The following is a 24,033-nucleotide window of genomic DNA, read 5'->3' as shown; positions in this document are numbered from 1 at the left end:
AACCAGGGCAACCGCACAAGTCTAGATGGTCAGTTCCAGGGGGCGCCGGTGAAGCGAGCCGGTCTTGCGAGTGAGGTGACCGACCACACATGGGTGTTTTCACGGCGGGGCCGACCGTGGAAGGATCGGCGGGTGATCCCCATCGTCGTACGCATCCTCGTCAATGCGGTGGCGCTGTTCGCGGCCACGCTGGTCCCGGGAATCGAGCTCACGTCCAGCTCGACCGGTGGCAAGGTCGGCACGCTCCTGGCCGTTGCCGTCATCTTCGGCATCATCAACGCCGTCCTCAAGCCGATCATCAAGGTGGTCGGCTGCGGCTTCTACATCCTGACGCTCGGCCTGATCTCGTTCGTGGTCAACGCGTTGCTGTTCCTGCTGGTGGGCTGGCTGGCCGGCGAGCTGGACCTCGAGTTCGTCGTCGACGACTTCTGGGCCGGCTTCTGGGGCGCGATCATCGCCGCCCTGGTGAGCTTCGCACTGAGCGTCGTGATTCCGGACAAGTACGACAATCGCTGATCCGCGGGCTTCGAGGCCATGAAGATCACCGAGGTACGCGTCGCTGGGCTTCGTGGCGCCACTCCCGAAGGCGGCTGGAGCCACGAGCTGCGACCCGACGATGTGGTCCACACCCTGCTCGCGGTCCACACCGACGAGGGGCTGGTCGGAGTCGGCAGCGTCTTCACCTCAGAGTCGCTGGTACGCGCGGCGCTCGAAGTGCTCGAACCGCTCTACCGCGGCGAGAACGCCCTCGAGCCCGAGCGGGTCAGCGAGAAACTGCACCAGCACTCGTTCTGGATGGGCCGCGGCGGCACGCTGACCCACGCGATCAGCGGCATCGACGTCGCGTTGTGGGACATCCTGGGTCAGGCGTGCGGTCAGCCGGTCGGCCGGCTGCTGGGTGGCCGCTTCCGCGATCGGGTGATGCCGTACGCCTCCCTGCTCATGACCGAACCCGGTCCGCTCACCGAGACACTGGACCAGCTCACGGCACAGGGGTTCCGGGCGTTCAAGATCGGGTGGGGCCCGTTCGGTCGGGTCGGAGCCCGCACGGACGAGGCGATCGTGTCGGCCGCCCGCGCCGCCGTGGGTGACGACGCGATCCTCGCCGTCGACGCCGGCGGGTCGGACGCTTTCTGGGACGGCGACTACGCGTGGGCGCTTCGGACGTCACGCATGCTCGCCGATCACGGGGTGGCGTGGTTCGAGGAAGCGCTACGACCCGATGCGCTCGACGATTTCGTGGCCCTGCGGCGGTCGTCTTCCGTGCCGATCTCGGGCGGCGAGGTCCTCACCCGGCGGCAGGCGTTCGCGCCGTTTCTCTCGGCTGGGGCGTTCGACATCGTCCAGCCCGACACCACGAAATGCGGTGGTCTGAGTGAGGCCCGGCGGATCGGCTGGTCGGCGCAGGAGCACGGCGTGCGGCTGATCCCCCACGGGTGGAACACCGCCGTCGGTCTGGCCGCTGACCTCCAGCTGGCGTCGGCGCTGCCGGACACGTATCTGGTGGAGTACCGGACCGGCTCGCCGTACATCGACGACATCGTGACCGGACATTGGACTCTCGACGGCGCCGGCATGCTGACGATCCCGGACGCACCGGGCCTCGGCCTCGCACTCGACCCCGACCGGCTCGCGCGCTACGCCGGTGGCGCCCAGATTCTCTAGCGGGACATCCCCAGGCCCTGTCTCCCATCACGCCTCACTCGCGACGCCCCGCATCCCGGCTGGCTGGGGACGTCCCCAGGCCAGGGTGGCGACGATCGCCAGCTCGAGCATGTCGTCGTGCGCCCAGGGCCGGACCACCTGCTCGACCGCGAGATCGAAGTCCCTTGCCTCCTGCTCCGACATGTGTTCCCGGGCGAGGGACGACGTCGAGTGGAACTGCTCCACGTAGTCGCTGACCGACTGGCGGAACGGCGTCGGGGAACTCTCGGCGCTGCCGCTCAGCTCGAGGAGGCCCCGCTGCTGAAGAGCCCCGACGACGGAGAACCGGGGATCGTAGTCGGGGTAACGTGAATGGCGCTTGATGACGGTGACCAGATCGTCCTGCCAGGGGACGTCACGGGGGCCGTGCTCGACGATGGCAAGGTACGCGTGCGGAGTCATCACTCGGGCCAATCGGTTCAACGTCGGTCCCCACCGCATCCAGTGCAGGCTCGCCCCGGCAGTCACGAGTGCGTACGGCCCGCCCAGCTCCGCCGTCTCCACCGCACCGAGAATCCAGCGCAGATTGGGTCGCTCTCCTCCTGGCCGCCGGCGGCCCGCCTCGATCATCGCGGCCGAGACGTCGAGGGCGTCGACCCGGCCGACCCTCGAGGCGAGCGGACGGGCGATGGCTCCGTCTCCCGCGCCGATGTCGAGCACCGCGCGCGGTTCCTCGGTGACCAGTTTCTCCAGGATGTCGAAGACCTCTGGCGGGTAGGGCGGGCGGTGTACGTAGGCCGCCGCGACCCCCGGGTTCGAGAAGACCTCGCCGAGTTCCGGGCGCGTGTGTTCCGCAGGCTCGCTCATGCGCGGATTCTCGCCCCTTTTCGGATCCACGGCACCAACCATCTCGGACCCTTTCCGGTGCGCGGCCCACCGGAAGCGCTATCATTCGAACGTCAGTTCGATCTGCCCTGCCCAGGTCATGATCGAGAGGGACAGCACATGATCGACCGGTTCGCCGTACGCAAGACAACCAAGGGTTACGGCGTCTGGGACGCCGCGGTCAATGGTTGGCACAGCCGGCAGGACCTCGGCCAGCCCGAGGCGACCGAGTTGGCGGCCACCATGAACTCCGGCCAGTCCCCGCAGGAGGCCGGTGCCACCGTCTCGCGGAAGGTCAACCCGGCCAGGCCGATCCTGGTCCTCGTCGACGGCCGCTGGTGGCCGGCCCAGCTCGACTGGTGGGTACGCGAGTCCGACGGCTGGTACGGCCGGGCGAGCCTCGATGCCACCGGCGCGACCAACTGGTACCCGGCCGCCTCCCTGCGACCCGGTGAGGCGTCGTCGGCCTGAGAGGCGTCGTCGGTGTGATCAGAGGAAGAGCTTCGGCAGGTACTCCGGCTCGCGCGCATACGCCTCGCGCTGGCCAAGCGCGACCGGATACATCGCCGCGTGGCTCTCCCGGGCCGCGGCCACGAGAGGTTCGTACTCCCGGTGGCAGATGTCGACGAGGCCGATGTTGTAGTTCTCGCCGTCGAAACGGCCGATCGCCGACTGGTCGTAGAGCGTGAAGTAGTGCGCGCCCACGCACCACGGCTGTGCCGCCGCGTCCTCCAGATAGAGCCGGAACGCCTGCCCCCGGGCAGCCTGGTCGGGGACATGGCCGATCCCGCTGGCCGGCAGTCCTGCGTCCAGGGCACCGAAGTGCCACTCGCCGATGAGAATCGGGCGCTCGAGGGCGTCGCTCACCTTGGCGAGGTCGGCCGCCGGCACCCGCTCGCGGTAGCAGTTCATGCTGAAGACGTCGAACGACGCCATGCCCGCGAGCGCCCAGGCCGGCGGCACCGTGTAGTAACGGGCGCCGAGGTTCAGATGGTGAGGGTCGACCGCCCGGCAGGCTCGGCTCAACGTGTCGAACAGCTTCGCCACCATGACTGCGCTGAAGTCGGCGAGGTCCTGCTCCGCCTCGGTGGTCAGCTCGCCCGACCAGGGGCGCTCGCCGATCGCTGTCAAGCTCGCCTTGCCTCCCCAACGCGCGGACAGTCCGGCGTCGTCGCCGTACCGGTCGGCGAGCCAACCGACGAGCTCCCGTCGGGTCGCCGAGTTGCCGGGGCTTCGTACCATCCCGGCGGCCGGCGTCTCGGTCGCGAAGCCCCAGGTCGGCTCGTTCATGAGGAAGTAGCCGATCAGCGCAGGGTCGTCCGCGGTGTCGCGCAGCTGCTCGGCAAAGGTCTCCGCGTCGGTCGCGAACCCCGGATGGAAGACGTCGGGGAAGTCGCGGTAGACGGTCGGCGTCCGTCGCCACCTCGGCTGGAGGGGTCGTACGTACGGGAAGCCGGCGGCCCGCGCGATCTCCCAGTCCGACCAGTTCGCCACCGTGTTGAACCCGGCCCGCCGCAGGGTCGCGAGTGCGAGCTCGGACCATGCCGACCACCAGCCACCGGCCCCGAACGCGCGGATCAGGTTCGTCCCCAGATAGTTGACGACCAGGGAGCCGTTCCGGCCCGTACGAATCGCATCCGCATAAGGGCCGGCGCGGTGCGGCGTCCACTCGAGTGCCGCCTCGAGGCCGGTACACGTACTGTCAATGACGCCTTGCACGCAGTTGGGCCCACTGGACCAGAAGAGGTGCCCGTCGGGGTCGACCAGCCACCACCGCCGCCCGTCGTGCTCGGCCCGAAAGTAGCCGGTGGCCGCGCGGCGGCCCTCCGCCCACCCGCCCCACGAGGAGTAGCCCGCAGGCCAGCGCGCCTCCCCCGCGGCGGCCAGCTGCCGGCGGAGCCGACCGCTCGCCTCGGCGACACTGCGGGTCTTCGACGGCCAGTCGTGCAGGGTGCTCTGACCGAGTTCGTCGAGCAGCGGGCCGCGAGGCAGCAACGGCTTGTCGAGCAGAGGCGGCGCGTCCGGCGCCATGCACAGCGGCGACATCGACCAGCGCACCGGGTCGGGCCCCTTACGGTGCACGGTCAGCTCGATCCGGTCGACCCGGGCGACGTCAACGGCGTCGCCCCAGCACAAGGGCTTGAGCCAGGCGCCTTCGCGGCCGAGGAGCCACTGTTTCTGGTCGGCAGCGGAAAGCGGGATCCGCATCCGGGCGGCGCACTGGTTGAGCAGGCCGAAGCTCACGACGAAGACCGGCCCGTGCCCGCCCTCGCGCAGGGTCAGCTGGAAGACGGCGAGGTGGACTCCGTCCAGCAGCAGGTCGGCCGTGAGGTACGCCGACGCGTCGAGTGACCCTGGCTCGACGCGATAGCTGAGCCCGTCGCCGACGTCGACAGCGACGTATGCCGTCGCCTCCGGCAGCGTCTCGGCCGGCCCCTCGTCGCGCAGTCCCCCAAGGAACTCGCCGACCACCAATGCGGATGAAGCGGATGACATGCCTGCTCGCCCCACGACCCGGACCGACCCGCCCCTAGCCGAGGGCCGGGACGACCGTGTCGTCGTACCAGCCCTCGCTCGCGGCGAACGCCTTCAGCGGGCTGCGTCGGCTCGTGCCACCTCCGCAGGTGTGGAGCGCCGCCGGACCCGCAACGCCAGGAAAGCTCATCTCGACCCACCGTTCGTCTGCGAATGCGAGGGCGGCACCGCAGGAACGCACGCGACCTACCGCGGGCGGCACCGTGTCGACGCTGACGCGTCAATGCTCGCCCAACGACCTCGATCTCTCAACAAGATCGTGCGGCCGTAGCCGGCACCCACGCGTTCCACATCGCGGTCGCCACACCTGGTGCGGCGACCGCGATGCCACCGGTGGCCGGAAACAACGTGGCACTGCCGTCCTCCGCGCGTACGACGGCACCGGCCCGCGCCGCGATGAAGACCGCGGCGAGGACGTCGATCGGGTGGAACTCACCGATCACCCCTGCCGCCGCCCGCCCCGCCGCGACACTCACCAGGGAGAGGGCCGAGGAGCCCATGATGCGGGTCGTGCAGTGCTGCGCGGACAGCCGCTCGAGCATGACGTCCATGCCGGGCCACGGGCGGTAGGACGCCCACTCCGTGACCACGACCTCGCCTGCCAGGCTGGACACGTCCCGGCAGCGGAGGGGAACACCGTTGCAGGTGGCGGGTCCGCCCCGGGTCGCGCTGAAGACCTCGTTCCGGAACGGATCCGCGACGACACCAACGACCGGTCCGGCACCGTCGGCCAACGCGAGACTGAACGAACACCACGGCAGGCCACTGGCGTAGTTGGTGGTGCCGTCCACCGGGTCGACGTACCACGTCGGGCCTCCGCCGTCCGCGGGCTCGCCGCCGTACTCCTCGCCGACGACGGCATGGTCGGGGAACCGGGCCTCGATCACCGCCCGGACATGGCGTTCGATCTCGCGGTCGGTTTCCGTCACGAGGTCGGCGTCGTGCGCCTTCGTCGTCACCGCGGTCGGGCGGCCGCGGACGATCCGCTGGCTGGCCCATTCGGCGAGTTCGAGTGCCGTCGCACTCTCCTTGTCGTACGAGCGTGCACTCATGGCTGTCCGTCTCCTACCGCTCGCTCGTGCCTGCCATGGGAGGTGTGGGTGCGATGAGACGATGATCGCATCGCCGTCGGCCCCCGTCATGCGAATCCTCCCAGCGGTCTGCCGACCGTCGTCTTCACGGTCCGGTTCCGCCCGTGCGCCGGTCCGGCAGTGTCCGGCCCGCCCAGATGAAGCCGTCGTCGCGGGCGATCGTCACGGTGGAGACGAGCCGCCTCATCTCGCATCGGGGCGAGAGCTACCGCGCTCGTCGCGCGTCATCTCACTTCACGCCGGCCTCGTGCATTCCCCGCAACTCGCGCTTCAGCTCGCTGATCTCGTCGCGGAGCCGGGCCGCGATCTCGAACTGCAGCTGCTCGGCCGCGACCCGCATCTGGTCGTTGAGCTGCTGGATGAGGTCGGCGAGATCCGCTGCCGGCATCGCGGCGAGATCGCGGGCGTGGCGCCCCGCCTCCCCCGGGCTGGACAGCTCGGGCACCGGTGCCTTCCCGCGGCTCTGCTGCCGGCCGCCACCGCCCAGAAGTTTCTGGGTGTCGGCGTCCTCGCGCGCCAGCATGTCGGTGATGTCGGCGATCCGCTTGCGCAGCGGGGTCGGGTCGACGCCGTTGGCCGTGTTGTAGGCAACCTGCTTCGCCCGCCTCCGGTTGGTCTCCTCGATGGCGCTCTGCATCGACGGGGTGATCGAGTCGGCGTACATGATCACCTGGCCGGAGACGTTGCGTGCTGCCCGGCCGATGGTCTGGATCAGGCTCGTGCCCGAACGCAGGAAGCCCTCCTTGTCGGCATCGAGGATCGCGACCAGGGACACCTCCGGCAGGTCGAGACCCTCGCGGAGGAGGTTGATGCCTACCAGGACGTCGTACTCCCCCATCCGGAGCTCGCGCAGCAGCTCCACCCGACGCAGCGTGTCGACCTCGCTGTGCAGGTAACGCACCCGGATGCCCTGCTCCAGGAGGTAGTCGGTGAGGTCCTCGGCCATCTTCTTGGTGAGGGTGGTGACCAGGACACGCTCGGACTTCGCCTCGCGGAGCCGGATCTCGTGGATGAGGTCGTCGATCTGTCCCTTGGTGTTCTTGATGACGACCTCCGGGTCGACGAGACCCGTGGGGCGGATGATCTGTTCGGCAACACCGTCGGCCTTCGCCATCTCGTACGGCCCCGGCGTGGCGGAGAGGTAGACCGTCTGCCCGATGCGTTCGAGGAACTCCTCCCAGCGCAGCGGGCGGTTGTCCATCGCCGAGGGCAGCCGGAAGCCGTGCTCGACCAGCGTGCGCTTGCGGGACATGTCGCCTTCGTACATGCTCCCGATCTGCGGCACTGTCACGTGCGACTCGTCGATGACGAGAACGAAGTCCTCGGGGAAGTAGTCGAGCAGGCAGTGCGGTGCCGATCCGGCGGCCCGGCCGTCGATGTGCCGCGAGTAGTTCTCGATGCCGGAACAGGTTCCGATCTGCTGCATCATCTCGATGTCGTAGGTCGTACGCATCCGCAGCCGCTGTGCCTCGAGCAGCTTGCCCTGCCGCTCCAGCTCCTGCAGCCGCTCGCCCAGCTCCACCTCGATGTCGCGGATCGCGCGGGCCATCCGCTCCGCACCCGCAACGTAGTGGGACGCCGGCATGATCATGGTTTCCTGGTCCTCGGAGAGGATCTCGCCCGTCACCGGGTGCAGCGTCGACAGTCGCTCGACCTCGTCACCGAAGAACTCGACCCGGACGGCCATCTCTTCGTACTTCGGGAAGATCTCGAGGGTGTCGCCCCGGACGCGGAAGGTGCCGCGTGCTCCGGAAGCGTCGTTGCGGGAGTACTGCATCTCGACCAGCCGGCGCAGGAGCTTGTCGCGCTCGACCTCGTGGCCGACCTTCAGGGTGGTCATCTGGCCGAGGTACTCATCCGCCGAACCGAGGCCGTAGATGCACGAGACCGAGGCGACGACGATCGTGTCACGCCGGGTCAGCAGCGAGTTGGTGGCGGAGTGCCGCAGCCGCTCGACCTCATCGTTGATCGAGGAGTCCTTCTCGATGTAGGTGTCGGACTGCGGGACGTAGGCCTCCGGCTGGTAGTAGTCGTAGTAGGAGACGAAGTATTCGACCGCGTTGTCGGGAAAGAAGTGCTTCAGCTCGTTGGTGAACTGCGCGGCCAACGTCTTGTTGGGTTCCATCACGAGAACCGGACGCTGGAGCTGCTCCACCACCCAGGCGATGGTCGCGGTCTTGCCCGTGCCGGTCGCGCCCAGCAGCACGACGTCCCGCTCACCGGCCTCGATCCGGCGGGCGATGTCCTCGATCGCCTGGGGCTGGTCGCCGGAGGGCGCGAAGTCGGAGACGACCTTGAAGGGGGCGACGTTGCGCCTGATGTCGTTGAGCGGACGCATGAAGCCACCGTAGCCCGCCCCTCCGACAATGCGCCCCGCACCGGCTGGGAAGGCCCGCCACGGTCAAGCTGACGCGGCGCGCTTCTCCAGCTCCGCCCACACGCTGTCGGCCTTCGTACGGAGATCATCCAGGTCGCTGGCGTTGTCGATCACGATGTCGGCGGCGGCGAGGCGTTCGTCCCGGCCGGCCTGGGCGGCGATCCGGGACCGGGCGTCCCCGGCGGTCATCCCGCGGGTCTGGCGAAGGCGTTCGACCTGGACGTCCTCGGGCACGTCGACCACGACCACCACGTCGAAGCGGTCGGCCTGCCCGGTCTCCACCAGGAGCGGGATGACGTGGACGACGACGGTCCCGCGGTCCGCGGCCGCCTCGATGTCGGCCGCCCGGGCCCGCACCCTTGGGTGCACGATCGCTTCCAGGCGCCTACGTGCCTCGGCGTCGGCGAACACGATCTCGCCAAGAGCCGCGCGATCAAGAGAGCCGTCCGGACGGACGACCCCGCCGCCGAACTCCTGAACGACGCTCGCCAGCCCATCCGTGCCCACCTCGACGACCTCGCGGGCCAACCGATCCGCGTCGACGACGAGGGCGCCATGCCCCGCCCACACCCGGGCGACTTCACTCTTGCCCGACCCGATCCCACCGGTCAGCCCCACCCGCAGCACGCCGCGGAGACTACCGGACATCCGTGATCAGGACAGGTCGACCTGGCCGAGCTCGGCTGGGCTCAGCCGTGCGCCACGACCTGGGCCATCGCCCGCCGGGCGCGCTCCAGGCTGACCGCCAGGGGCTCGTCGAACCTCGCCGGATTGAAGGGCGCTCTGGTCGACACGTAGAGACCACCGCCGACCTGTTCGACGTGGGCGCCCGAGTAGGCCTGAGCAACCCCCACATGCAGCCTGGACAGGTCGAACCAGGCGTCCAGGAACAAGTCGGGCTCAGGCGTCACCAGCAGATCCTTCGGCGACAGGAACGGAGCTTCGAGGACGACCGAGGCATACAGCGGCCGCAGCGTCACCGCGAGCGCGATGAGCAGGTCCCGCAGGCGGTCGCCGAGTTCGTAGGCGACCTTCTCGTCGGTGTAGGGACGCTCGAACACCGAGCCGTCCACGACGACCTCGATCGGGTCGGCATCGAGTAGGGCGAGAGAGGTCATCGGCGAGCATCTGCGTACGACCGGATCGTGCAGCCCGTCGAGCCGGGTGACCACATCGCGCACCTCGGCAACCAAGGCGTCGTCCCGGCGTCCGGGAACGAACAGCCCAACGCCCGCTGGTTGCCATCCGAGCTCGTGCACACCCCCAGTGTCGCCGACAAGACAGCGTCCGGACAGGGGCGCGACAAAGTGGTGCTCCGCATTGAGACCTTTCCGGCTGTGCAGGTGGCCATCCGGCCCTGCCAGGTCGGGCGGTACGGCGAAATCCCCAGCAGATACGGCGGTTCCCACCGAATTCCGGACGGCTCGCCATCAATCGTCCAGAGCCGCAGGGCACGGTCCGGCCGGTAGGTCGGGCGATCCTTGTCGGACCCCTGACATCTGCCTGCGACCTCGCGGGAAGTACGCATCGCGATGTATAACGAGATCCATGGCTGACGTGGAGATCCCGCGCGACGAGGCCGAGGCCGCGCTGCAGACCCGCCGTGACCTTGGCGCGGAGTACGAGCCCGCGATCGTCGAGTCCTTCGTCGAACGCATCGACAAGGCCATCGAGGCGCGGGTCGCCGACGAAGTGGCGAAGCGAGTCGGCGACGCCGGTGCACACGAGAAGGCCCTCGCGAAGGCCGCCTCGCTGCGTTCTGGTCAGGCGCTCGCGCTCGCGATCGTGTCGATCGTCATGTCGATCCCACTCACCGCGATCGCCGCCGATACGAGTGTCGCCCTGGTCCTGTTGATCTGGGGGGCGATCGTGTCCATCAACCTGATCTTCGCCCTGGGCGGCCTGGCGAGCCGCCGCCGGCGCTGACCCGCCACGCTCACGACGCCGAGAAGGCCCCGTCCTCGCGGACGGGGCCTTCTCGGCGTTCGAGTCCCCTGCGGGTCCCAGCAGGTGGTCCTAGCCCTGGCCGGTGAGCTTCTCCCGGAGTGCTGCCAGCGCCTCGTCGGACGCGAGCGTGCCCTCCGCCGGCTTGGCGGGCTCGCTGGAGGCGTAGGACGACGGTGCGGCCGCCGACGACTCCTCGCCGCCCTCGTCCAACTCGGCCTGCTGGGCCGCCTCGATCTGCTTTTTGTGAGCTTCCCAGCGCTGGTGGGCCTCCGCGTACTCCCGCTCCCACTGGTCGCGCTGCTGCTCGAAACCTTCGAGCCACTCACCCGTCTCGGAGTCGAAGCCGTCGGGGTACTTGTAGTTGCCCTGGTCGTCGTACTCGGCAGCCATGCCGTAGAGCGTCGGGTCGAAGTGCTCCCCGATCGCCTCGGCACCCTCGTTGGCCTGCTTGAGCGACAGCGAGATCCGGCGCCGCTCCAGGTCGATGTCGATGATCTTGACCATGACGTCGTTGCCGACCTGGACGACCTGCTCCGGGATCTCCACGTGCCGCTCGGCCAGCTCGGAGATGTGGACCAGGCCCTCGATGCCGTCGTCGACCCGGACGAACGCGCCGAACGGCACCAGCTTGGTGACCTTGCCCGGCACGATCTGGCCGATCTGGTGCATCCGCGCGAACTGCTGCCACGGGTCTTCCTGCGTCGACTTCAGCGACAGGGACACCCGCTCGCGGTCAAGGTCGACGTCGAGCACCTCGACGGTGACCTCCTGACCGACCTCGACGACCTCGCTCGGGTGGTCGATGTGCTTCCACGACAGCTCGGAGACGTGCACCAGGCCGTCGACACCGCCGAGGTCGACGAACGCGCCGAAGTTGACGATGCTCGACACGACGCCCTTGCGGATCTGGCCCTTCTGCAGCTGGTGCAGGAAGTTCTGCCGGACCTCGCTCTGGGTCTGCTCGAGCCACGCGCGCCGGGACAGGACGACGTTGTTGCGGTTCTTGTCCAGCTCGATGATCTTGGCTTCGAGCTCCCGCCCGACGTAGGGCTGCAGGTCGCGCACCCGCCGCATCTCGACGAGAGAGGCCGGCAGGAAGCCGCGCAGACCGATGTCGAGGATGAGACCGCCCTTGACGACCTCGATGACGGTGCCGGTGACGACGCCGTCCTCCTCCTTGATCTGCTCGATCGTGCCCCAGGCGCGTTCGTACTGCGCGCGCTTCTTGGACAGGATCAGCCGGCCTTCCTTGTCCTCCTTCTGCAGGACCAGCGCCTCGACTGGGTCGCCGACCTTCACCACGTCGCTCGGGTCGACGTCGTGCTTGATCGACAGCTCGCGAGCCGGTATCACGCCCTCGGTCTTGTAGCCGATGTCGAGCAGGACCTCGTCCCGGTCGACTTTGACGACGGTGCCTTCGACAATGTCACCGTCATTGAAGTACTTGATTGTCTCGTCGATCGCGGCGAGGAAGGCCTCCTCCGAACCCACGTCGTTCACCGCTACCTGCGGCGTCTCCTGCTGGGCCGGTGCTGTGTCGTTCAGCGGGGCCTCGATGCTGCTCGTCATCTGGATGGTGGCTCCGATATGGCGTGGTCGTCGTCTCCTGCGCGCGTGGACCCTTGGATCAAACTGCCGATAGAGTCCTCGTCGCTGCCTGGCGCCGGAACCGGGTGATTTCGACAGGTAAGAGCGCGAGCCTGCTCCGTCCGAGGTCGCACAGGCCCACAACGCTCATGTCAGGATACGGGGGCCCTGTGATCAGGGTCAACGCAACCCCGCGTAACGGGCAAAGATCAACGCAGTGAAACCCGGCTTGGTTCCCTCCGGGCGTGCTCTTTCGAGTCTTCGACGCGGCTGTTTCAGCGCCATGTCGGACGGCCAGCGGCAAGGTTACGGTATCGGCTCATCTCGCGCAGAAGCCGGCACGCCTGATCGACGACGGGAGTTCCCCCATCCCGGGCGGCCAGGTCGACCAGGGCGAGGAGATCGACCGCCCGGCCGAGCTCGACGAACTGCGGCGAGACGGCAGGAGCCTGAGCGGCGAAGGTGGCGACGACGGCCGTGCAGAACGCCTCGTCGGTCTCGAACCTCAACAGGTTGCCGACGTCGGTGTAGGGCGATCCGCTGTGTGCGTACTCCCAGTCGACGAGCCCGGTGATCTCCCCGGACGTGGGGTCGACGAGCAGGTTCTTCGGGTTGACGTCACTGTGGGCAAGGCACGCCCGGTCAGGCGCGGCGTCGAGCAGATCCTGGGCGTACCGGGCGACTTCGAGCAGCCCCGCCAAGTCATCGTCCGACCACTGGGCAAAAGCACCGCGGCCGCGGTGCGCCTCCACCCAGTCTTCGAGGCCAGCACCGCTGGTCGGCCACGGCTGGACCGCCAGATCGGCCCCCACGAACTGCCCGGACCGCAGGAACGGAATGCCGACCAGGCGCGCGAGGAGACGGCCGGCGCTCTCGCCCGCCGCCCGGCGCTTGGCCCGAGGCGCTTCGGCGAGCCAGAGATCCATGCGTTCGCCGGGTAGTCGCTCCGTCAGCAGGAATGCCGGAGCGGCCGGAGCGGGCCCCTGCGTACGCATCTCGAGGATGCGCGGCACCGGGATCAGGTCACGCAGGAGGGAGTGGAGAGCGGCGTCGACCACGGCCCGGTCCGGGTTTCGGACGTACAGACGGAGTACCGCCTCCTCCCCCGGTGCCCCCACCAGGAAAGTCTCCCCGCTGTAGCCACCGGAGAGCGGTCGGGCATCTACACCGAGGAGGTCGCGGGCCGCGCTGAGCAGGGGTCCAGGCGGCGGCGTGAGTCCGGGGCTGCGACCGGGGCCGTGACCGGGGCTGGGGCTGCGACCGGGACCAGGGCTGGGGATCTCCCCCTGGTCAGGGGCGTGAACCGAGGTCTCGTCGGCCACCATCGTCAGTTCGCCGGGGTCAGGAACGCGGCGAGTGCATCAACGTACATACCCGGATCCGCCGCGCCGCACATCTCCCGCGCCGAGTGCATCGCCAGCTGGGGTGCACCCACGTCGACCGTGGTGACGCCGACGCCGGCCGCGGTCATCGGACCGACCGTGGAGCCGCAGGGGAGGTCCGCACGGTTGACGAAGCGTTGCAGCGGTACGCCGGCCTGCTCGCACGCGTGGACGAACGCCCCGGTGCCGCGGGCGTCCGTGGCGTACCGCAGATTGACGTTGACCTTGAGCACCGGCCCGGCGTTGATCCGGATCGGGTGCTGGGGCTCGTGACGTTCGGGATAGTTCGGGTGGGTCGCATGGGCCATGTCACCGGACGCGCAGATCGAGCCGGCGAGCGCTCGGAGCAGGTCCTCCCGGTCGCCGCCGGCCGCGAGCACGATCCGTTCGAGCACGGCCGGCAGCAGGGTCGAGGCGGCACCCCGGTCGGAGACGCTGCCGACCTCCTCGTGGTCGAAGAGGACGAGAACGGGGACGCTGCCCTCGGCCGGTGCCTGGACGGCCCGCAGCAGCGCCTGGAGGCCGGCGTAGGTCGTGCCCAGATTGTCGAGGCGTGGCGCGCTCACAAGATCGCCGTCCCGCCCGATCCGACGGCTCGGAGCCAGGTCGTGGGTCATGAGCTCCCAGCCGAGGACGTCGGAGGTCTCGACCTTCAACTCCTCCGCCACGAAGCCGGCGAAGTCACCCGGAGAGGTGCCGACACCCCAGACGGGGAAGAGATGCTGCTGGGGGTTGAGCCGGACACCGGTCTCGCGGATCTCCCGATCGAGATGGATCGCCAGCTGGGGAACCCGGACGATCGGTCGATCGACCTTGAGCAGGTGCTCGGCGACCCCTTCGGGCGTACGGACCGACACCCGTCCAGACAGGCCCAGGTCGCGGTCGAGCCAGGAGTTGAGCAGCGGGCCGCCGTAGGGCTCGGCGGCAAGGAGCTGCCAGCCCGCCCGGCTGGTGTCCGGGTGCGGTTTGATCCGCAGGTTGGGACTGTCGGTGTGCGCCCCGACGATGCGGAACGATGTGCCGGGGCCGTGTGCGGACTCTGTGCTCCAGGCCACCAGGGAACCCGCCCGGAGCGTGTAGAAGCGCCCGGGTTCGCGGGGCCAACGGGCCGTCTCGTCCAGCGCGGTGAAACCGACAGCCTCCAGGCGGTCGGCCACCTCGGCACATGCGTGGTAAGGCGAAGGGGCCGCGTCGACGAACGTGCACAGGTCGTCGGCGTGGAAGAACGGGTCGACAGACTGGTCATCGGCTCGGGCGGCGGTCATGTCGAGCATCCTAGAAGCCTGACGTGACAGGAGGCGCATCGTGCCTGGACCCGGTGAGCCGGCGGGCGAGATGGCGGGCGATCGGGCGAGTGATCCGTACGCGCCCGCAGCAAGCGTCCATGCCAATCGCGGTTGGTGGGACGCCAGTGCCGACGGGTACCAGAGCGAGCACGGGGACTTCTTGGGAGATTCCGGCTTTGTCTGGGGACCGGAAGGCCTCGACGAAGCCGACACCCGGCTGCTCGGTGACGTCCACGGCCGCGGCGTGCTCGAAGTCGGCTGTGGTGCCGGGCAGTGTGCACGGTGGTTGCGTACGCAGGGCGCTGTCGCGGTGGGGGTGGATCTGTCGTGGCGCCAACTGCAGCACTCTCGACGACTCGACGAGGTGACCGGCGTGGGGGTGCCAGCGGTGTGCGGCGACGCGGGCGCCCTGCCGTTCGCGGACGCGAGCTTCGACCTCGCCTGCTCGGCGTACGGCGCACTGCCGTTCGTCGCGGACGTCGACGCTGTCATGGGCGAGGTGGCGCGGGTGGTGCGGCGGGGTGGGCGGTGGGCCTTCAGCGTGAGCCATCCCGTCCGGTGGGCGTTCCCCGACGACCCGGGCCCGCGCGGGTTGGTGGTGCGGCAGTCCTACTTCGACCGAACGCCGTACGCCGAGACCGACGAGCGAGGCGCTCTCACCTACGTCGAACATCACCGGACACTGGGCGACTGGGTCCGAGCGCTGACCTCTGCGGGCTTCGTCCTCACCGATCTCGTCGAGCCGGAGTGGCCGGACGGCCACGAGCGGACCTGGGGCGGCTGGAGTCCCCTACGCGGCCGGCTCATCCCGGGAACGCTGATCCTCAGCTGCGTCAACCGCGGCTAGACGGTATGCAGAGGCATTCCGTCTAGCCTGGGCGGGGCGGCACAGCGAGCCAGCCAAGGGCCGAGCAGATGTTGCCCGCGGGCGGCACCTCAACGTCGTCGGCAGAGCAGGCGAGGTCAGTGGCCGGCTTCGTGCCAGGTGCGGCCCTCACCGACGGACACGTCGAGCGGAACGGTCAGCTCGGCTGCGCCACCCATCTCGCGGCGGAGTAGTTCTGCCACCTGGTCACGCTCGCTGGGCGCCACTTCCAGGACCAGCTCGTCGTGGACCTGGAGCAGCATCCGCGACCGCAGCTTCTCCTCCCGCAGCGCCCTGTCGACGCCGAGCATCGCGACCTTGATGATGTCGGCCGCGGATCCCTGGATAGGTGCGTTCAGCGCCATGCGTTCGGCCATCTCGCGCCGCTGGCGGTTGTCGCTGGTGAGGTCCGGGAGATAGCGGCGCCGGCCGAGCATCGTCTCGGTGTAGCCGGTCTTGCGGGCGGCGGCGACCACACCCTGCAGGTAGTCGCGTACGCCGCCGAAGCGCTCGAAGTACTCGTCCATCAGCTCGCGCGCCTCGGCAGTTTCGATGCGGAGCTGCTGGGACAGGCCGTAGGCGGAGAGACCATAGGCGAGGCCGTAGTTCATCGCCTTGATCTTCGCCCGCATCTCCTGGGTGACCTCGGCAGCCGGCACGCTGAACACTCGCGACGCGGTCGCGGCATGGAAGTCCTCGCCGGAGTGGAACGCCTCGATCAGGCCATCATCTGCCGACAGGTGGGCCATGATCCGCATCTCGATCTGGCTGTAGTCGGCGGTGAGCAGGGACTCGTAGCCGACGCCGACGATGAACGCCTCCCGGATCCGGCGGCCCTCCTCGGTGCGGATCGGGATGTTCTGAAGGTTGGGATCCATCGACGACAGTCGCCCCGTCGCCGCGATGGTCTGGTTGAACGTCGTGTGGATCCGTCCGTCATCGCTCACCGTCTTGAGCAGACCCTCGACGGTCGAACGCAGCCTCGACGCGTCCCGGTGGGCCAACAGATGGGCCAGGAACGGGTGCTCGGTCTGGGCGTAGAGCTGTTGCAGAGCCTCGGCGTCGGTCGTGTAGCCGGTCTTGGTGCGCTTGGTCTTGGGCATGCCGAGCTTCTCGAACAGCACGACCTGCAGCTGCTTCGGTGAGCCCAGGTTGATCTCCTCGTCGATCACCCGGTAGGCCTCGTCGGCGGCCTGCTTCACCTGCCCGGCGAAATGTGCCTCGAGGCCCGACAGCCGCTCCACGTCGACGCAGATCCCCGCCTGCTCGACGCGCGCGAGGACGTCGACGAGGGGCAGCTCCACCTCGCGCAGCAGTCGGGCGCCACCGCGCTCGTCGAGGTCGTCGTCGAGCGCGGCCGCGAGGTCGATCACCGCCCGGGCGGCCACCATCGCCGTGTCCGCGACACCGCCGCCCTCGTCGACGCCCTCGAGGCTGAGCTGGCCGCTGTCGGGCTCCTCCGAGCGCAGCTCGCGCCGCAGGTAGCGCAGCGTCAGGTCGGCCAGGTCGTAGGACCGCTGGTCGGGGCGGACGAGATAGGCCGAGAGCGCTGTGTCGCTGGTGACGCCGCGCAGCTCCCACCCGCGCGCGGCCAACGCGAGCATCGGGCCCTTGGCGTCGTGCAGCGCCTTCTCGTGGCGGGCGTCGCCCAGCCAATCGGCCAGGGCCTTGTCGTCCTCGGGCGTGAGCTCACCCGGCTCCACCCAGGCCGCCGTACCGTCGGAGGACGCGAGGGCCACCCCAGCGACATCGCCGGTGCCGCGTCCCCAGCTGCCCTGGACGTGCAGGCCGGTGCGGACGTCGCCGGTCGCGTGCTCCTCTAGCCAGCCGGTCAGCTGGCCGGGCTCGAGCTTCTGGCCGGCGACGTCGAACCCCTCCTCCGCCTCCGGCTCGGGTGCCTGCAGGGTCGCGAAGAGACGGTCACGCAGCACCCGGAACTCCAGCGCGTCGAACACCTGGTGCACGGCGTCCCTGTCCCACGGCTGCATCACCAGGTCGACCGGCTGGAGCGGCAGGGTCAGGTCGCGGACGAGTTCGTTGAGCTGTCGGTTCTGCAGCACTTGTCCCAGGTGCGTACGCAACGACTCGCCGGCCTTGCCCTTGACCTCCTCCACATGGGTGACGAGGTCATCGAGTGAGCCGTACTGGTTGAGCCACTTCGCCGCCGTCTTGGGCCCCACCCCCGGGATTCCGGGCAGGTTGTCGCTGGTCTCGCCGACCAGGGCTGCCAGGTCGGGATAACGCTCGGGCGGGATGGAATAGCGCCGCTCGACCTCCGCCGGGGTGATGCGGGCCACCTCGGACACACCTCTGGTCGGGTAGATCACCGTGAGCCGGTCCGACACGAGCTGGAAGGTGTCCCGGTCGCCCGAACAGACGAGAACGTCATAGCCGAGCTCGACACCTCGGATGCCGAGCGTCGCGATGATGTCGTCGGCTTCGTACCCCTCCGACTCCAGGTGTGGGATCCGGAGCGCCTCGAGGACATCCTTGATCAGCGAGAGCTGGCTCCGGAACTCGTCGGGAGTCTTCTGCCGGTTGGCCTTGTACTCGGCGAAGGTCTCCGCCCGGAACGTCTTGCGCCCGACGTCGAACGCCACCGCGATGTGGGTCGGCTGTTCGTCGCGGATCATGTTGATGAGCATCGAGGTGAAGCCGTAGACCGCGTTCGTGGTCTGCCCGGTCGCAGTCGAGAAGTTTTCCGGCGGCAACGCGAACCACGCGCGGTAGGCCAGGGAATGGCCGTCGAGCAGCAGCAGGCGCGGAGCATCGGCCTGACCGGCGTCGGGTGTGTCGGTGCTGAGCTGATCAGTGTTGGAGGCTTCGTCAACAACCACGCAGGCGACTCTAGTCTCAGACACCGACACTGCCGGACAAGGCGTGGCAGCAGACGACGAAGGAGCGGGCATGACGGATCCGGGCAAAGCACTCGATCTCGCGGACATCCCCCTGGCACCCCTGCACGAGCGGCTGGGCATCGAGGTGGTCGAGGCAGGCCCTGACCGGTGTACCGGGACGATGCCGGTGGAAGGCAACACCCAACCCTTCGGGCTCCTCCACGGTGGCGCCTCCTGCGCACTGGCCGAAGGGCTCGCGTCGCTCGCGGCAACGATGTACGCCTGGCCGGACAAGGTGGCGGTCGGCGTCGACCTCAACGCGACCCATCACCGCGCCGTCCGGTCCGGTGTCGTCCACGGCGTCGCGACACCGGTCCATCGAGGCAGCACGATCGCGACGTACGAGGTGGTGATCTCCGACGAGGCGGACCGCCGGGTCTGCACGGTCCGCCTCACCTGTCACCTCCGCCCGGCCTGATGCTCGGTTGCCTCGGCCTGGCCGGAGGCCCAGTTCCTACGACTGAGAGGGCTGGTTGCTCCTCCCGGTATGGGAGCCCGTTCCATGACCATGAAGGAGATTCGGGCTATGGAACCGGAAAACGCTCATGATCACGATCATGATCACGGGAGGACGCGGTGGACGGAGACGCGGACCGGGGACTGGTCGCCGACCGCAGAGGCCTCCACGTCGCCGGGTACGTCGCCGAACTCCAGCTCCGTCGCGAGCGTCTCGCCCGTCACGAGGTCGCGGTGCGCCTCGACCGCCGTGCGTACACCCGAGTCGGGTGAGTCCACCACGAGACGGATCCGGTCGGAGACGTCGAGGCCAGCGGCCCGGCGGGCCTGCTGAACGACCCTGATCACGTCCCGCGCCACCCCTTCGGCGGTGAGGTCGGGAGTCACCTCGGTGTCGAGCACGACCACGCCGGCGTCGCCGGGCAACGCCGCGGACGATTCGGGATCGGACGGCACCAGCCGGAGCTCGTACTCCCCCTCTCGCAGAGCCACGCCTCCCGCGACGACGCCGGCCTCCGACATCGACCAGTCACCGGACTTGACGGCGCGGATCACCCGCTGGACGTCCTTGCCGAGACGCGGCCCCAGGGCCCGCGGCACCACGGAGAGGACACGTTCACAGTGCGCCGCGTCATCGGATTCGATGACGACGGCCTTGACGTTGACCTCGGAGCGGATCAGGTCGGCGAACGGCTCCAGGGCGGCGGCATCGGGCGCCGCCACCGTCAGCGAAGCGAGCGGCAGCCGGACCCGCAGCCCTTTCGCCTTGCGCAGGGCGAGCGCCGCCGAACAGACGTGGCGTACGGCATCCATCGAGGCGACCAGCCCAGGGTCGGCCGGTAGGTCGTCGGCCTCCGGCCAGTCCGTCAGATGCACCGACCGCTCCCCCGTGAGACCGCGCCAGACCTCCTCGGCCACCATCGGCAGCAACGGAGCCGCCAGCCGGCACAACACCTCCAGCACGGTGGAGAGGGTGTCGAACGCATCCCGGTCACCCGACCAGAAGCGCTCCCGCGACCGCCGGACGTACCAGTTGGTCAGGACGTCGAGGAACGCGCGCACCTCGGCGTAGGCACCCGAGATGTCGTACGCATCCAACGCTCTCGTCGTCGCGGCGACAGTGTCGTGGAGCTTCGCCAGAACGTACCGGTCGAGGACGTGCGGCGAGTCGGTGCGCGACCGGGCGACGACGCCCTCTGCGTTGGCGTACAGCGTGAAGAAGTAATAGGCATTCCACAACGGGTTGATCGCCTGACGTACGGCCTCGCGGAACGCCGAGTCGGCCACGATCGCGTCGCCGCCGCGGAGCACCGGCGAGGACAGGAGCGCCCACCGCATGGCGTCGGCGCCGTACTGGTCGAAAACCTCGTGGACGTCCGGATAGTTGCGCAGGCTCTTCGACAGCTTCCGCCCGTCGTCGCCCTGCAGGATCCCGTGCACGACACAGTGCCGGAACGCCGGCCGGTCGAAGAGTGCCGTCGCGAGGACGTGCAGGGTGTAGAACCACCCGCGGGTCTGCGGTACGTACTCCACGATGAAGTCGCCCGGATAGTGGTCCTCGAACCAGTCGGCGTTCTCGAACGGGTAGTGCACCTGGGCGAACGACATCGACCCCGACTCGAACCAGCAGTCCAGCACCTCGGGCACGCGGCGCATCGTCGAGCGTCCGGTCGGGTCGTCGGGGTTCGGCCGCGTGAGCTCGTCGACGAACGGCCGGTGCAGGTCGGTCACGCGGACACCGAAGTCCTGCTCCAGTTCGGCGAGCGAACCGTAGACGTCCAGGCGTGGGTAGGCAGGGTCGTCGGACTTCCACACCGGGATCGGCGAGCCCCAGAAGCGGTTGCGGCTGATCGACCAGTCGCGGGCGCCCGCCAGCCAGGTGCCGAACGAACCGTCCTTCACGTGCGCGGGCGTCCAGTCGATCTGCTGGTTCAGCTCGATCATCCGGTCGCGGAACCGCGTCACCTCGACGAACCAGCTCGACACCGCCTTGTAGACCAGCGGCGTGTCACAGCGCCAGCAGTGCGGATAGCTGTGGGTGTAGGTGTCGTGGCGCAGCAGCACGCCGCGCTGCTTCAGGTCGCGGACGATCGGCTGGTTGGCCTCGAAGACCTGCAGGCCTTCGTAGGTCGGGACCACCGAGGTGAACCGCGTGTGGTCGTCGACCGTCACCACGGTGGGGATGTCGGCCAGGTCGCAGGCGGCTTGGTCCTCCTCGCCGTACGCCGGTGCGAGGTGGACGACACCGGTACCGTCCTCGGTCGAGACGAACTCGGCACCGAGCACCTGGAAGGCGTTCGGCGTGTCGGCCAGGAAGTCGAACAATGGCGTGTAACGGCGGCCGACGAGCTCCGACCCGCGCAGGGTGCCGACGCGTGCCGCGTCGCCGAGTTCGTTGTCGTAGGCCGCCAACCGGGACTCCACCAGCACATAGCGCACCCCGTCGGACTCCACCACGGCGTAGTCGATGTCCGGTCCGACGGCGACCGCCAGGTTGGACGGCAGCGTCCACGGAGTGGTCGTCCAGACCAGGAGCCGCTCCCCCGTCTCCAACTCGAACGCGACCGTGACGGCGGGGTCGTGCCGGTCGCGGTAGACGTCATCCATCCGGGTCTCGGTGTTCGACAGCGGCGTCTCGCAGCGCCAGCAGTACGGCAGGACGCGGAAACCCTCGTAGATCAGGCCTTTGTCGTACAACGTCTTGAACGCCCACAGGACGCTTTCCATGTACGAAGCGTCGAGCGTCTTGTAGTCGCCGGCAAAGTCGACCCAGCGCGCCTGCCGGGTCACGTAGCGCTCCCACTCCGACGTGTAGCGCAGGACCGAGGTCCGGCACGCGGCGTTGAACCGCTCGACCCCGAGGTGGACGATCTCCCGCTTGGTCGAGATGCCCAACTCGCGCTCGGCTTCCACCTCGGCGGGGAGGCCGTGACAGTCCCACCCGAACCGGCGTTCGACCCGGCGTCCGCGCATCGTCTGGTAGCGCGGCACAAGATCCTTGACGTAGCCCGTCAGCAGGTGGCCGTAGTGCGGCAGCCCGTTCGCGAACGGCGGACCGTCGTAGAACACGAACTCGTTGGAGCCGTTCGGGCCCGGATCCCGCTGGTCGATGCTCGCCTGGAAGGTCTTGTCCGCCTCCCAGTACTCCAGCACCTCGCGCTCGAGCTCAGGGAAGGACGGCGTCGCCGGCAACGTCGTACCGGACGCGTCGGGGGCCGGGGTTGCCGCATCGTCGCGGTGTCGCGGATACATCGTCGCCTCGTCCTCGCCTCACCACCGCAGGCTGTCCTGCGGAATCTGGTGCGAGGACGAGCGAGGAAACCCCCGATGGGTGACCGCCCGCGGTACCACCTCGCTTGGCCCGGCGCCCGCCCTTGAAGGCGCGCGGTCGGACCCGCTCGTTGGCCGGCTGTGACGGGCCGGACCCGTCCGGGTCTAGTGAGGATCCGTCTCGTCCCGTCCGGACGGCTGCCGTGGCGGCGCGTCGTTGGGGAGGGATCCCGTTCTTCCGAAAGGCTCGCCGGTGATGGCCGGGTCGATGCCTGTACGCCCAAGGGTAACCACCCGGTCCTGGATCAGTCGCCCCAGTTTGGCCCGGGTAGTCTCCGGGCGTGTTTCCTGGCTTCGGGACGCTCCTCAACGTCGTCACGGTCCTGGTGGGCGCGACCCTCGGTGTCCTGCTCGGCCACCGGCTGCCGCAGCGCACGCGGGACGTAGTGACCGACGCCCTGGGCCTGGTCACGCTGCTGATCGCGGCATTCGCGGCGTTCGCGGTGCGCGACCGGGCGTTGATCGCGGCGGTCGGCGACAGTGCACCGATCCTGATCATCCTCACCTCGCTGGTGCTGGGCGGCGTCCTGGGGTCGCTCCTGCGCCTGGAGACCAGGCTCGAAGGCCTCGGCCACGTGCTCCAGCGCCGGCTCTCCGCCGGGTCGGACTCGGCCGAGCGGCGTCGGTTCGTCGAGGGGTTCGTGTCGGCGTCGCTGGTGTTCTGCGTCGGCCCGCTCACCGTGCTCGGGTCGATCTCCGACGGCCTCGGTCGCGGGTCGGACCAGCTCGCCCTCAAGGCGGCCCTGGACGGCTTCGCCGCCATCGCGTTCGCGACGTCGTTCGGGTGGGGAGTCGCGGCGTCCGCCCTCGCGGTCCTCGTCATCCAGGGCGGGCTCACGCTGGTGGGCGCCGCCGCCGGCGAGTTCCTCAGCGAGGCTCAGATCTCGGCGCTCACGGCGACCGGAGGGCTGCTTCTGGTGGGCGTCGCGCTGCGCCTCCTGCGGATCAAGCAGCTGCCGGTCGGCGACCTCCTCCCCGCCCTGGTCGCCGCCCCGCTCGTCACCGCCGTCGTGGTGTGGGTGCGCTGACGGGGCTCCGCCGGGCGTCATGGCCCACGGTGATGACCGACGATCTTGGGCTCGTGCCGGTTACGCGGGAGTCGCCGAATCCTCGTCGTCAGGTCGCCGCCAGGTCCCCCGGCGCGCGACGTACCGCTCGCTCGCGCCGAGCGCCGGATTGGCCGAGGTCGCCTGACCTGCGGGCTGCATACCGGCCTTCTCCATGACCCTCGCCGATTTCGGGTTGGCGACGTAGTACTGCGCGGAGATCGTCCGCGCGCCGAGGATGGTGAAGCCGTACGCCAGAACCGCGGCGAGCGCCTCGGTCATGTACCCCTTGCCCCACCACGCGCGCCCGAGTGCGTATCCCACGACCAGATCGCCCGCGCCTGGATCGATCGTGCGACCGATGCCGATCCAGCCGATCACCACACCGGTGGCGCGAAGAACGATCGCGGCGTCATGCGACCCACGCGGGTCCTGTGCGGTGAAACGCAGGACCGCATCGAACCAGGCGTCCGGATCACGACCGAGCGGCTGGTCGAGATAACGCATGACCTCGGGGTCGGAGCGCCACTGGCTGACAGCCGCGCGGTCGCCCGCATCGAAGTCCCGGATGAGCAACCGCTCGGTCTGACACTCCATACGTACAGTGTTCCGGCTCCCGCCCCGCTTCAGGTGGAGTTCGGCCGCCCTGCTCTCGTCCGCGGCAGCCTTGCCGGCCACCGTGGCGGGACTAGCCCGTTCGAGCTA

The 24,033-nt window shown here is 69.1% G+C and carries 20 protein-coding genes; 7 read left to right on the top strand and 13 right to left on the bottom strand.

Going from position 1 to position 24,033, the window contains the following annotated elements; genetic code table 11:
• Positions 1-132: 132 nt before the first annotated feature.
• Together ABNF93_RS12190 and ABNF93_RS12185 are read left to right on the top strand one after the other, a co-directional pair.
• Positions 133-516 carry a phage holin family protein gene (locus ABNF93_RS12190; RefSeq protein WP_349328064.1) on the top strand — a complete coding sequence of 128 codons (384 nt, stop codon included), beginning with the start codon at positions 133-135 and terminating at the stop codon, positions 514-516.
• 18 nt (positions 517-534) lie between these two features.
• Complete coding sequence (locus ABNF93_RS12185; protein ID WP_349328063.1) at positions 535-1,665, top strand: mandelate racemase/muconate lactonizing enzyme family protein; 1,131 nt, start codon at positions 535-537, stop codon at positions 1,663-1,665.
• Between the two features lie 27 nt (positions 1,666-1,692).
• On the opposite strand, the gene ABNF93_RS12180 is transcribed toward ABNF93_RS12185, so the two are convergent.
• Positions 1,693-2,511 (bottom strand): class I SAM-dependent methyltransferase, encoded by an 819-nt coding sequence (locus tag ABNF93_RS12180; protein ID WP_349328062.1) that lies wholly within the window; start codon positions 2,509-2,511, stop codon positions 1,693-1,695.
• A gap of 138 nt (positions 2,512-2,649) precedes the next feature.
• Between ABNF93_RS12180 and ABNF93_RS12175 the strand changes: the two genes are divergently transcribed.
• Complete coding sequence (locus ABNF93_RS12175; protein ID WP_349328061.1) at positions 2,650-3,000, top strand: hypothetical protein; 351 nt, start codon at positions 2,650-2,652, stop codon at positions 2,998-3,000.
• Positions 3,001-3,018: 18 nt separating this feature from the next.
• Here the strand turns inward: ABNF93_RS12175 and ABNF93_RS12170 are convergent, their stop codons facing one another.
• The 6 genes from ABNF93_RS12170 to ABNF93_RS12145 all read right to left on the bottom strand — a co-directional run bounded on the left by ABNF93_RS12170 (position 3,019) and on the right by ABNF93_RS12145 (position 9,791).
• Positions 3,019-5,025: a hypothetical protein gene (locus ABNF93_RS12170; RefSeq protein ID WP_349328060.1), complete on the bottom strand. Its 2,007-nt coding sequence runs from the start codon at positions 5,023-5,025 to the stop codon at positions 3,019-3,021.
• 34 nt (positions 5,026-5,059) lie between these two features.
• Positions 5,060-5,266: a hypothetical protein gene (locus ABNF93_RS12165; protein ID WP_349328059.1), complete on the bottom strand. Its 207-nt coding sequence runs from the start codon at positions 5,264-5,266 to the stop codon at positions 5,060-5,062.
• Positions 5,267-5,312: 46 nt separating this feature from the next.
• The gene (locus tag ABNF93_RS12160) at positions 5,313-6,116 is read right to left on the bottom strand and encodes an inositol monophosphatase family protein (RefSeq protein WP_349328058.1); all 804 of its coding nucleotides are present in this window, start codon (positions 6,114-6,116) and stop codon (positions 5,313-5,315) included.
• Positions 6,117-6,384: 268 nt separating this feature from the next.
• Positions 6,385-8,493: an excinuclease ABC subunit UvrB gene (uvrB, locus tag ABNF93_RS12155; protein ID WP_349328057.1), complete on the bottom strand. Its 2,109-nt coding sequence runs from the start codon at positions 8,491-8,493 to the stop codon at positions 6,385-6,387.
• Between the two features lie 63 nt (positions 8,494-8,556).
• Entirely contained in the window at positions 8,557-9,180 is a 624-nt protein-coding gene (gene coaE, locus ABNF93_RS12150; protein WP_349328056.1) for a dephospho-CoA kinase, read from the bottom strand.
• 41 nt (positions 9,181-9,221) lie between these two features.
• On the bottom strand, positions 9,222-9,791 hold the full coding sequence (locus ABNF93_RS12145) for a hypothetical protein (protein WP_349328055.1): 570 nt from the start codon (positions 9,789-9,791) through the stop codon (positions 9,222-9,224).
• A gap of 289 nt (positions 9,792-10,080) precedes the next feature.
• Here ABNF93_RS12145 and ABNF93_RS12140 point away from each other — a divergent pair, with 289 nt between their 5' ends.
• On the top strand, positions 10,081-10,458 hold the full coding sequence (locus ABNF93_RS12140; protein WP_349328054.1) for a hypothetical protein: 378 nt from the start codon (positions 10,081-10,083) through the stop codon (positions 10,456-10,458).
• A 90-nt stretch (positions 10,459-10,548) separates the two neighbouring features.
• On the opposite strand, the gene rpsA is transcribed toward ABNF93_RS12140, so the two are convergent.
• The 3 genes from rpsA to ABNF93_RS12125 form a co-directional block, all read right to left on the bottom strand.
• Positions 10,549-12,048: a 30S ribosomal protein S1 gene (gene rpsA, locus ABNF93_RS12135; protein WP_349328053.1), complete on the bottom strand. Its 1,500-nt coding sequence runs from the start codon at positions 12,046-12,048 to the stop codon at positions 10,549-10,551.
• 293 nt (positions 12,049-12,341) lie between these two features.
• Positions 12,342-13,391, bottom strand: a complete 1,050-nt coding sequence (locus tag ABNF93_RS12130) for a phosphotransferase family protein (RefSeq protein WP_349328052.1) — start codon at positions 13,389-13,391, stop codon at positions 12,342-12,344.
• Between the two features lie 2 nt (positions 13,392-13,393).
• Positions 13,394-14,713, bottom strand: coding sequence for a M18 family aminopeptidase (locus tag ABNF93_RS12125; RefSeq protein ID WP_349328051.1), 1,320 nt, complete (start codon positions 14,711-14,713; stop codon positions 13,394-13,396).
• Between the two features lie 40 nt (positions 14,714-14,753).
• Between ABNF93_RS12125 and ABNF93_RS12120 the strand changes: the two genes are divergently transcribed.
• Positions 14,754-15,581, top strand: a complete 828-nt coding sequence (locus ABNF93_RS12120) for a class I SAM-dependent methyltransferase (RefSeq protein WP_349328050.1) — start codon at positions 14,754-14,756, stop codon at positions 15,579-15,581.
• A 116-nt stretch (positions 15,582-15,697) separates the two neighbouring features.
• Here the strand turns inward: ABNF93_RS12120 and polA are convergent, their stop codons facing one another.
• A complete protein-coding gene (polA, locus tag ABNF93_RS12115) occupies positions 15,698-18,436 on the bottom strand; it encodes a DNA polymerase I (protein ID WP_502877577.1) in 2,739 nt (912 codons plus the stop codon).
• A 70-nt stretch (positions 18,437-18,506) separates the two neighbouring features.
• Here polA and ABNF93_RS12110 point away from each other — a divergent pair, with 70 nt between their 5' ends.
• Positions 18,507-18,914: a PaaI family thioesterase gene (locus ABNF93_RS12110; protein WP_349328049.1), complete on the top strand. Its 408-nt coding sequence runs from the start codon at positions 18,507-18,509 to the stop codon at positions 18,912-18,914.
• A 143-nt stretch (positions 18,915-19,057) separates the two neighbouring features.
• On the opposite strand, the gene ileS is transcribed toward ABNF93_RS12110, so the two are convergent.
• Positions 19,058-22,204: an isoleucine--tRNA ligase gene (gene ileS / locus ABNF93_RS12105; RefSeq protein WP_349328048.1), complete on the bottom strand. Its 3,147-nt coding sequence runs from the start codon at positions 22,202-22,204 to the stop codon at positions 19,058-19,060.
• 359 nt (positions 22,205-22,563) lie between these two features.
• Here ileS and ABNF93_RS12100 point away from each other — a divergent pair, with 359 nt between their 5' ends.
• Positions 22,564-23,310, top strand: coding sequence for a DUF554 domain-containing protein (locus tag ABNF93_RS12100; protein WP_349328047.1), 747 nt, complete (start codon positions 22,564-22,566; stop codon positions 23,308-23,310).
• 60 nt (positions 23,311-23,370) lie between these two features.
• On the opposite strand, the gene ABNF93_RS12095 is transcribed toward ABNF93_RS12100, so the two are convergent.
• Complete coding sequence (locus tag ABNF93_RS12095) at positions 23,371-23,925, bottom strand: GNAT family N-acetyltransferase (RefSeq protein ID WP_349328046.1); 555 nt, start codon at positions 23,923-23,925, stop codon at positions 23,371-23,373.
• Between the last annotated feature and the right edge of the window lie 108 nt (positions 23,926-24,033).

It is taken from the genome of Actinopolymorpha sp. B9G3 (assembly GCF_040120725.1).
Lineage (GTDB): Bacteria > Actinomycetota > Actinomycetes > Propionibacteriales > Actinopolymorphaceae > Thermasporomyces.
Note: the sequence above shows the minus strand (reverse complement) of the source record. Positions and strands in the feature narration are given on the sequence as shown.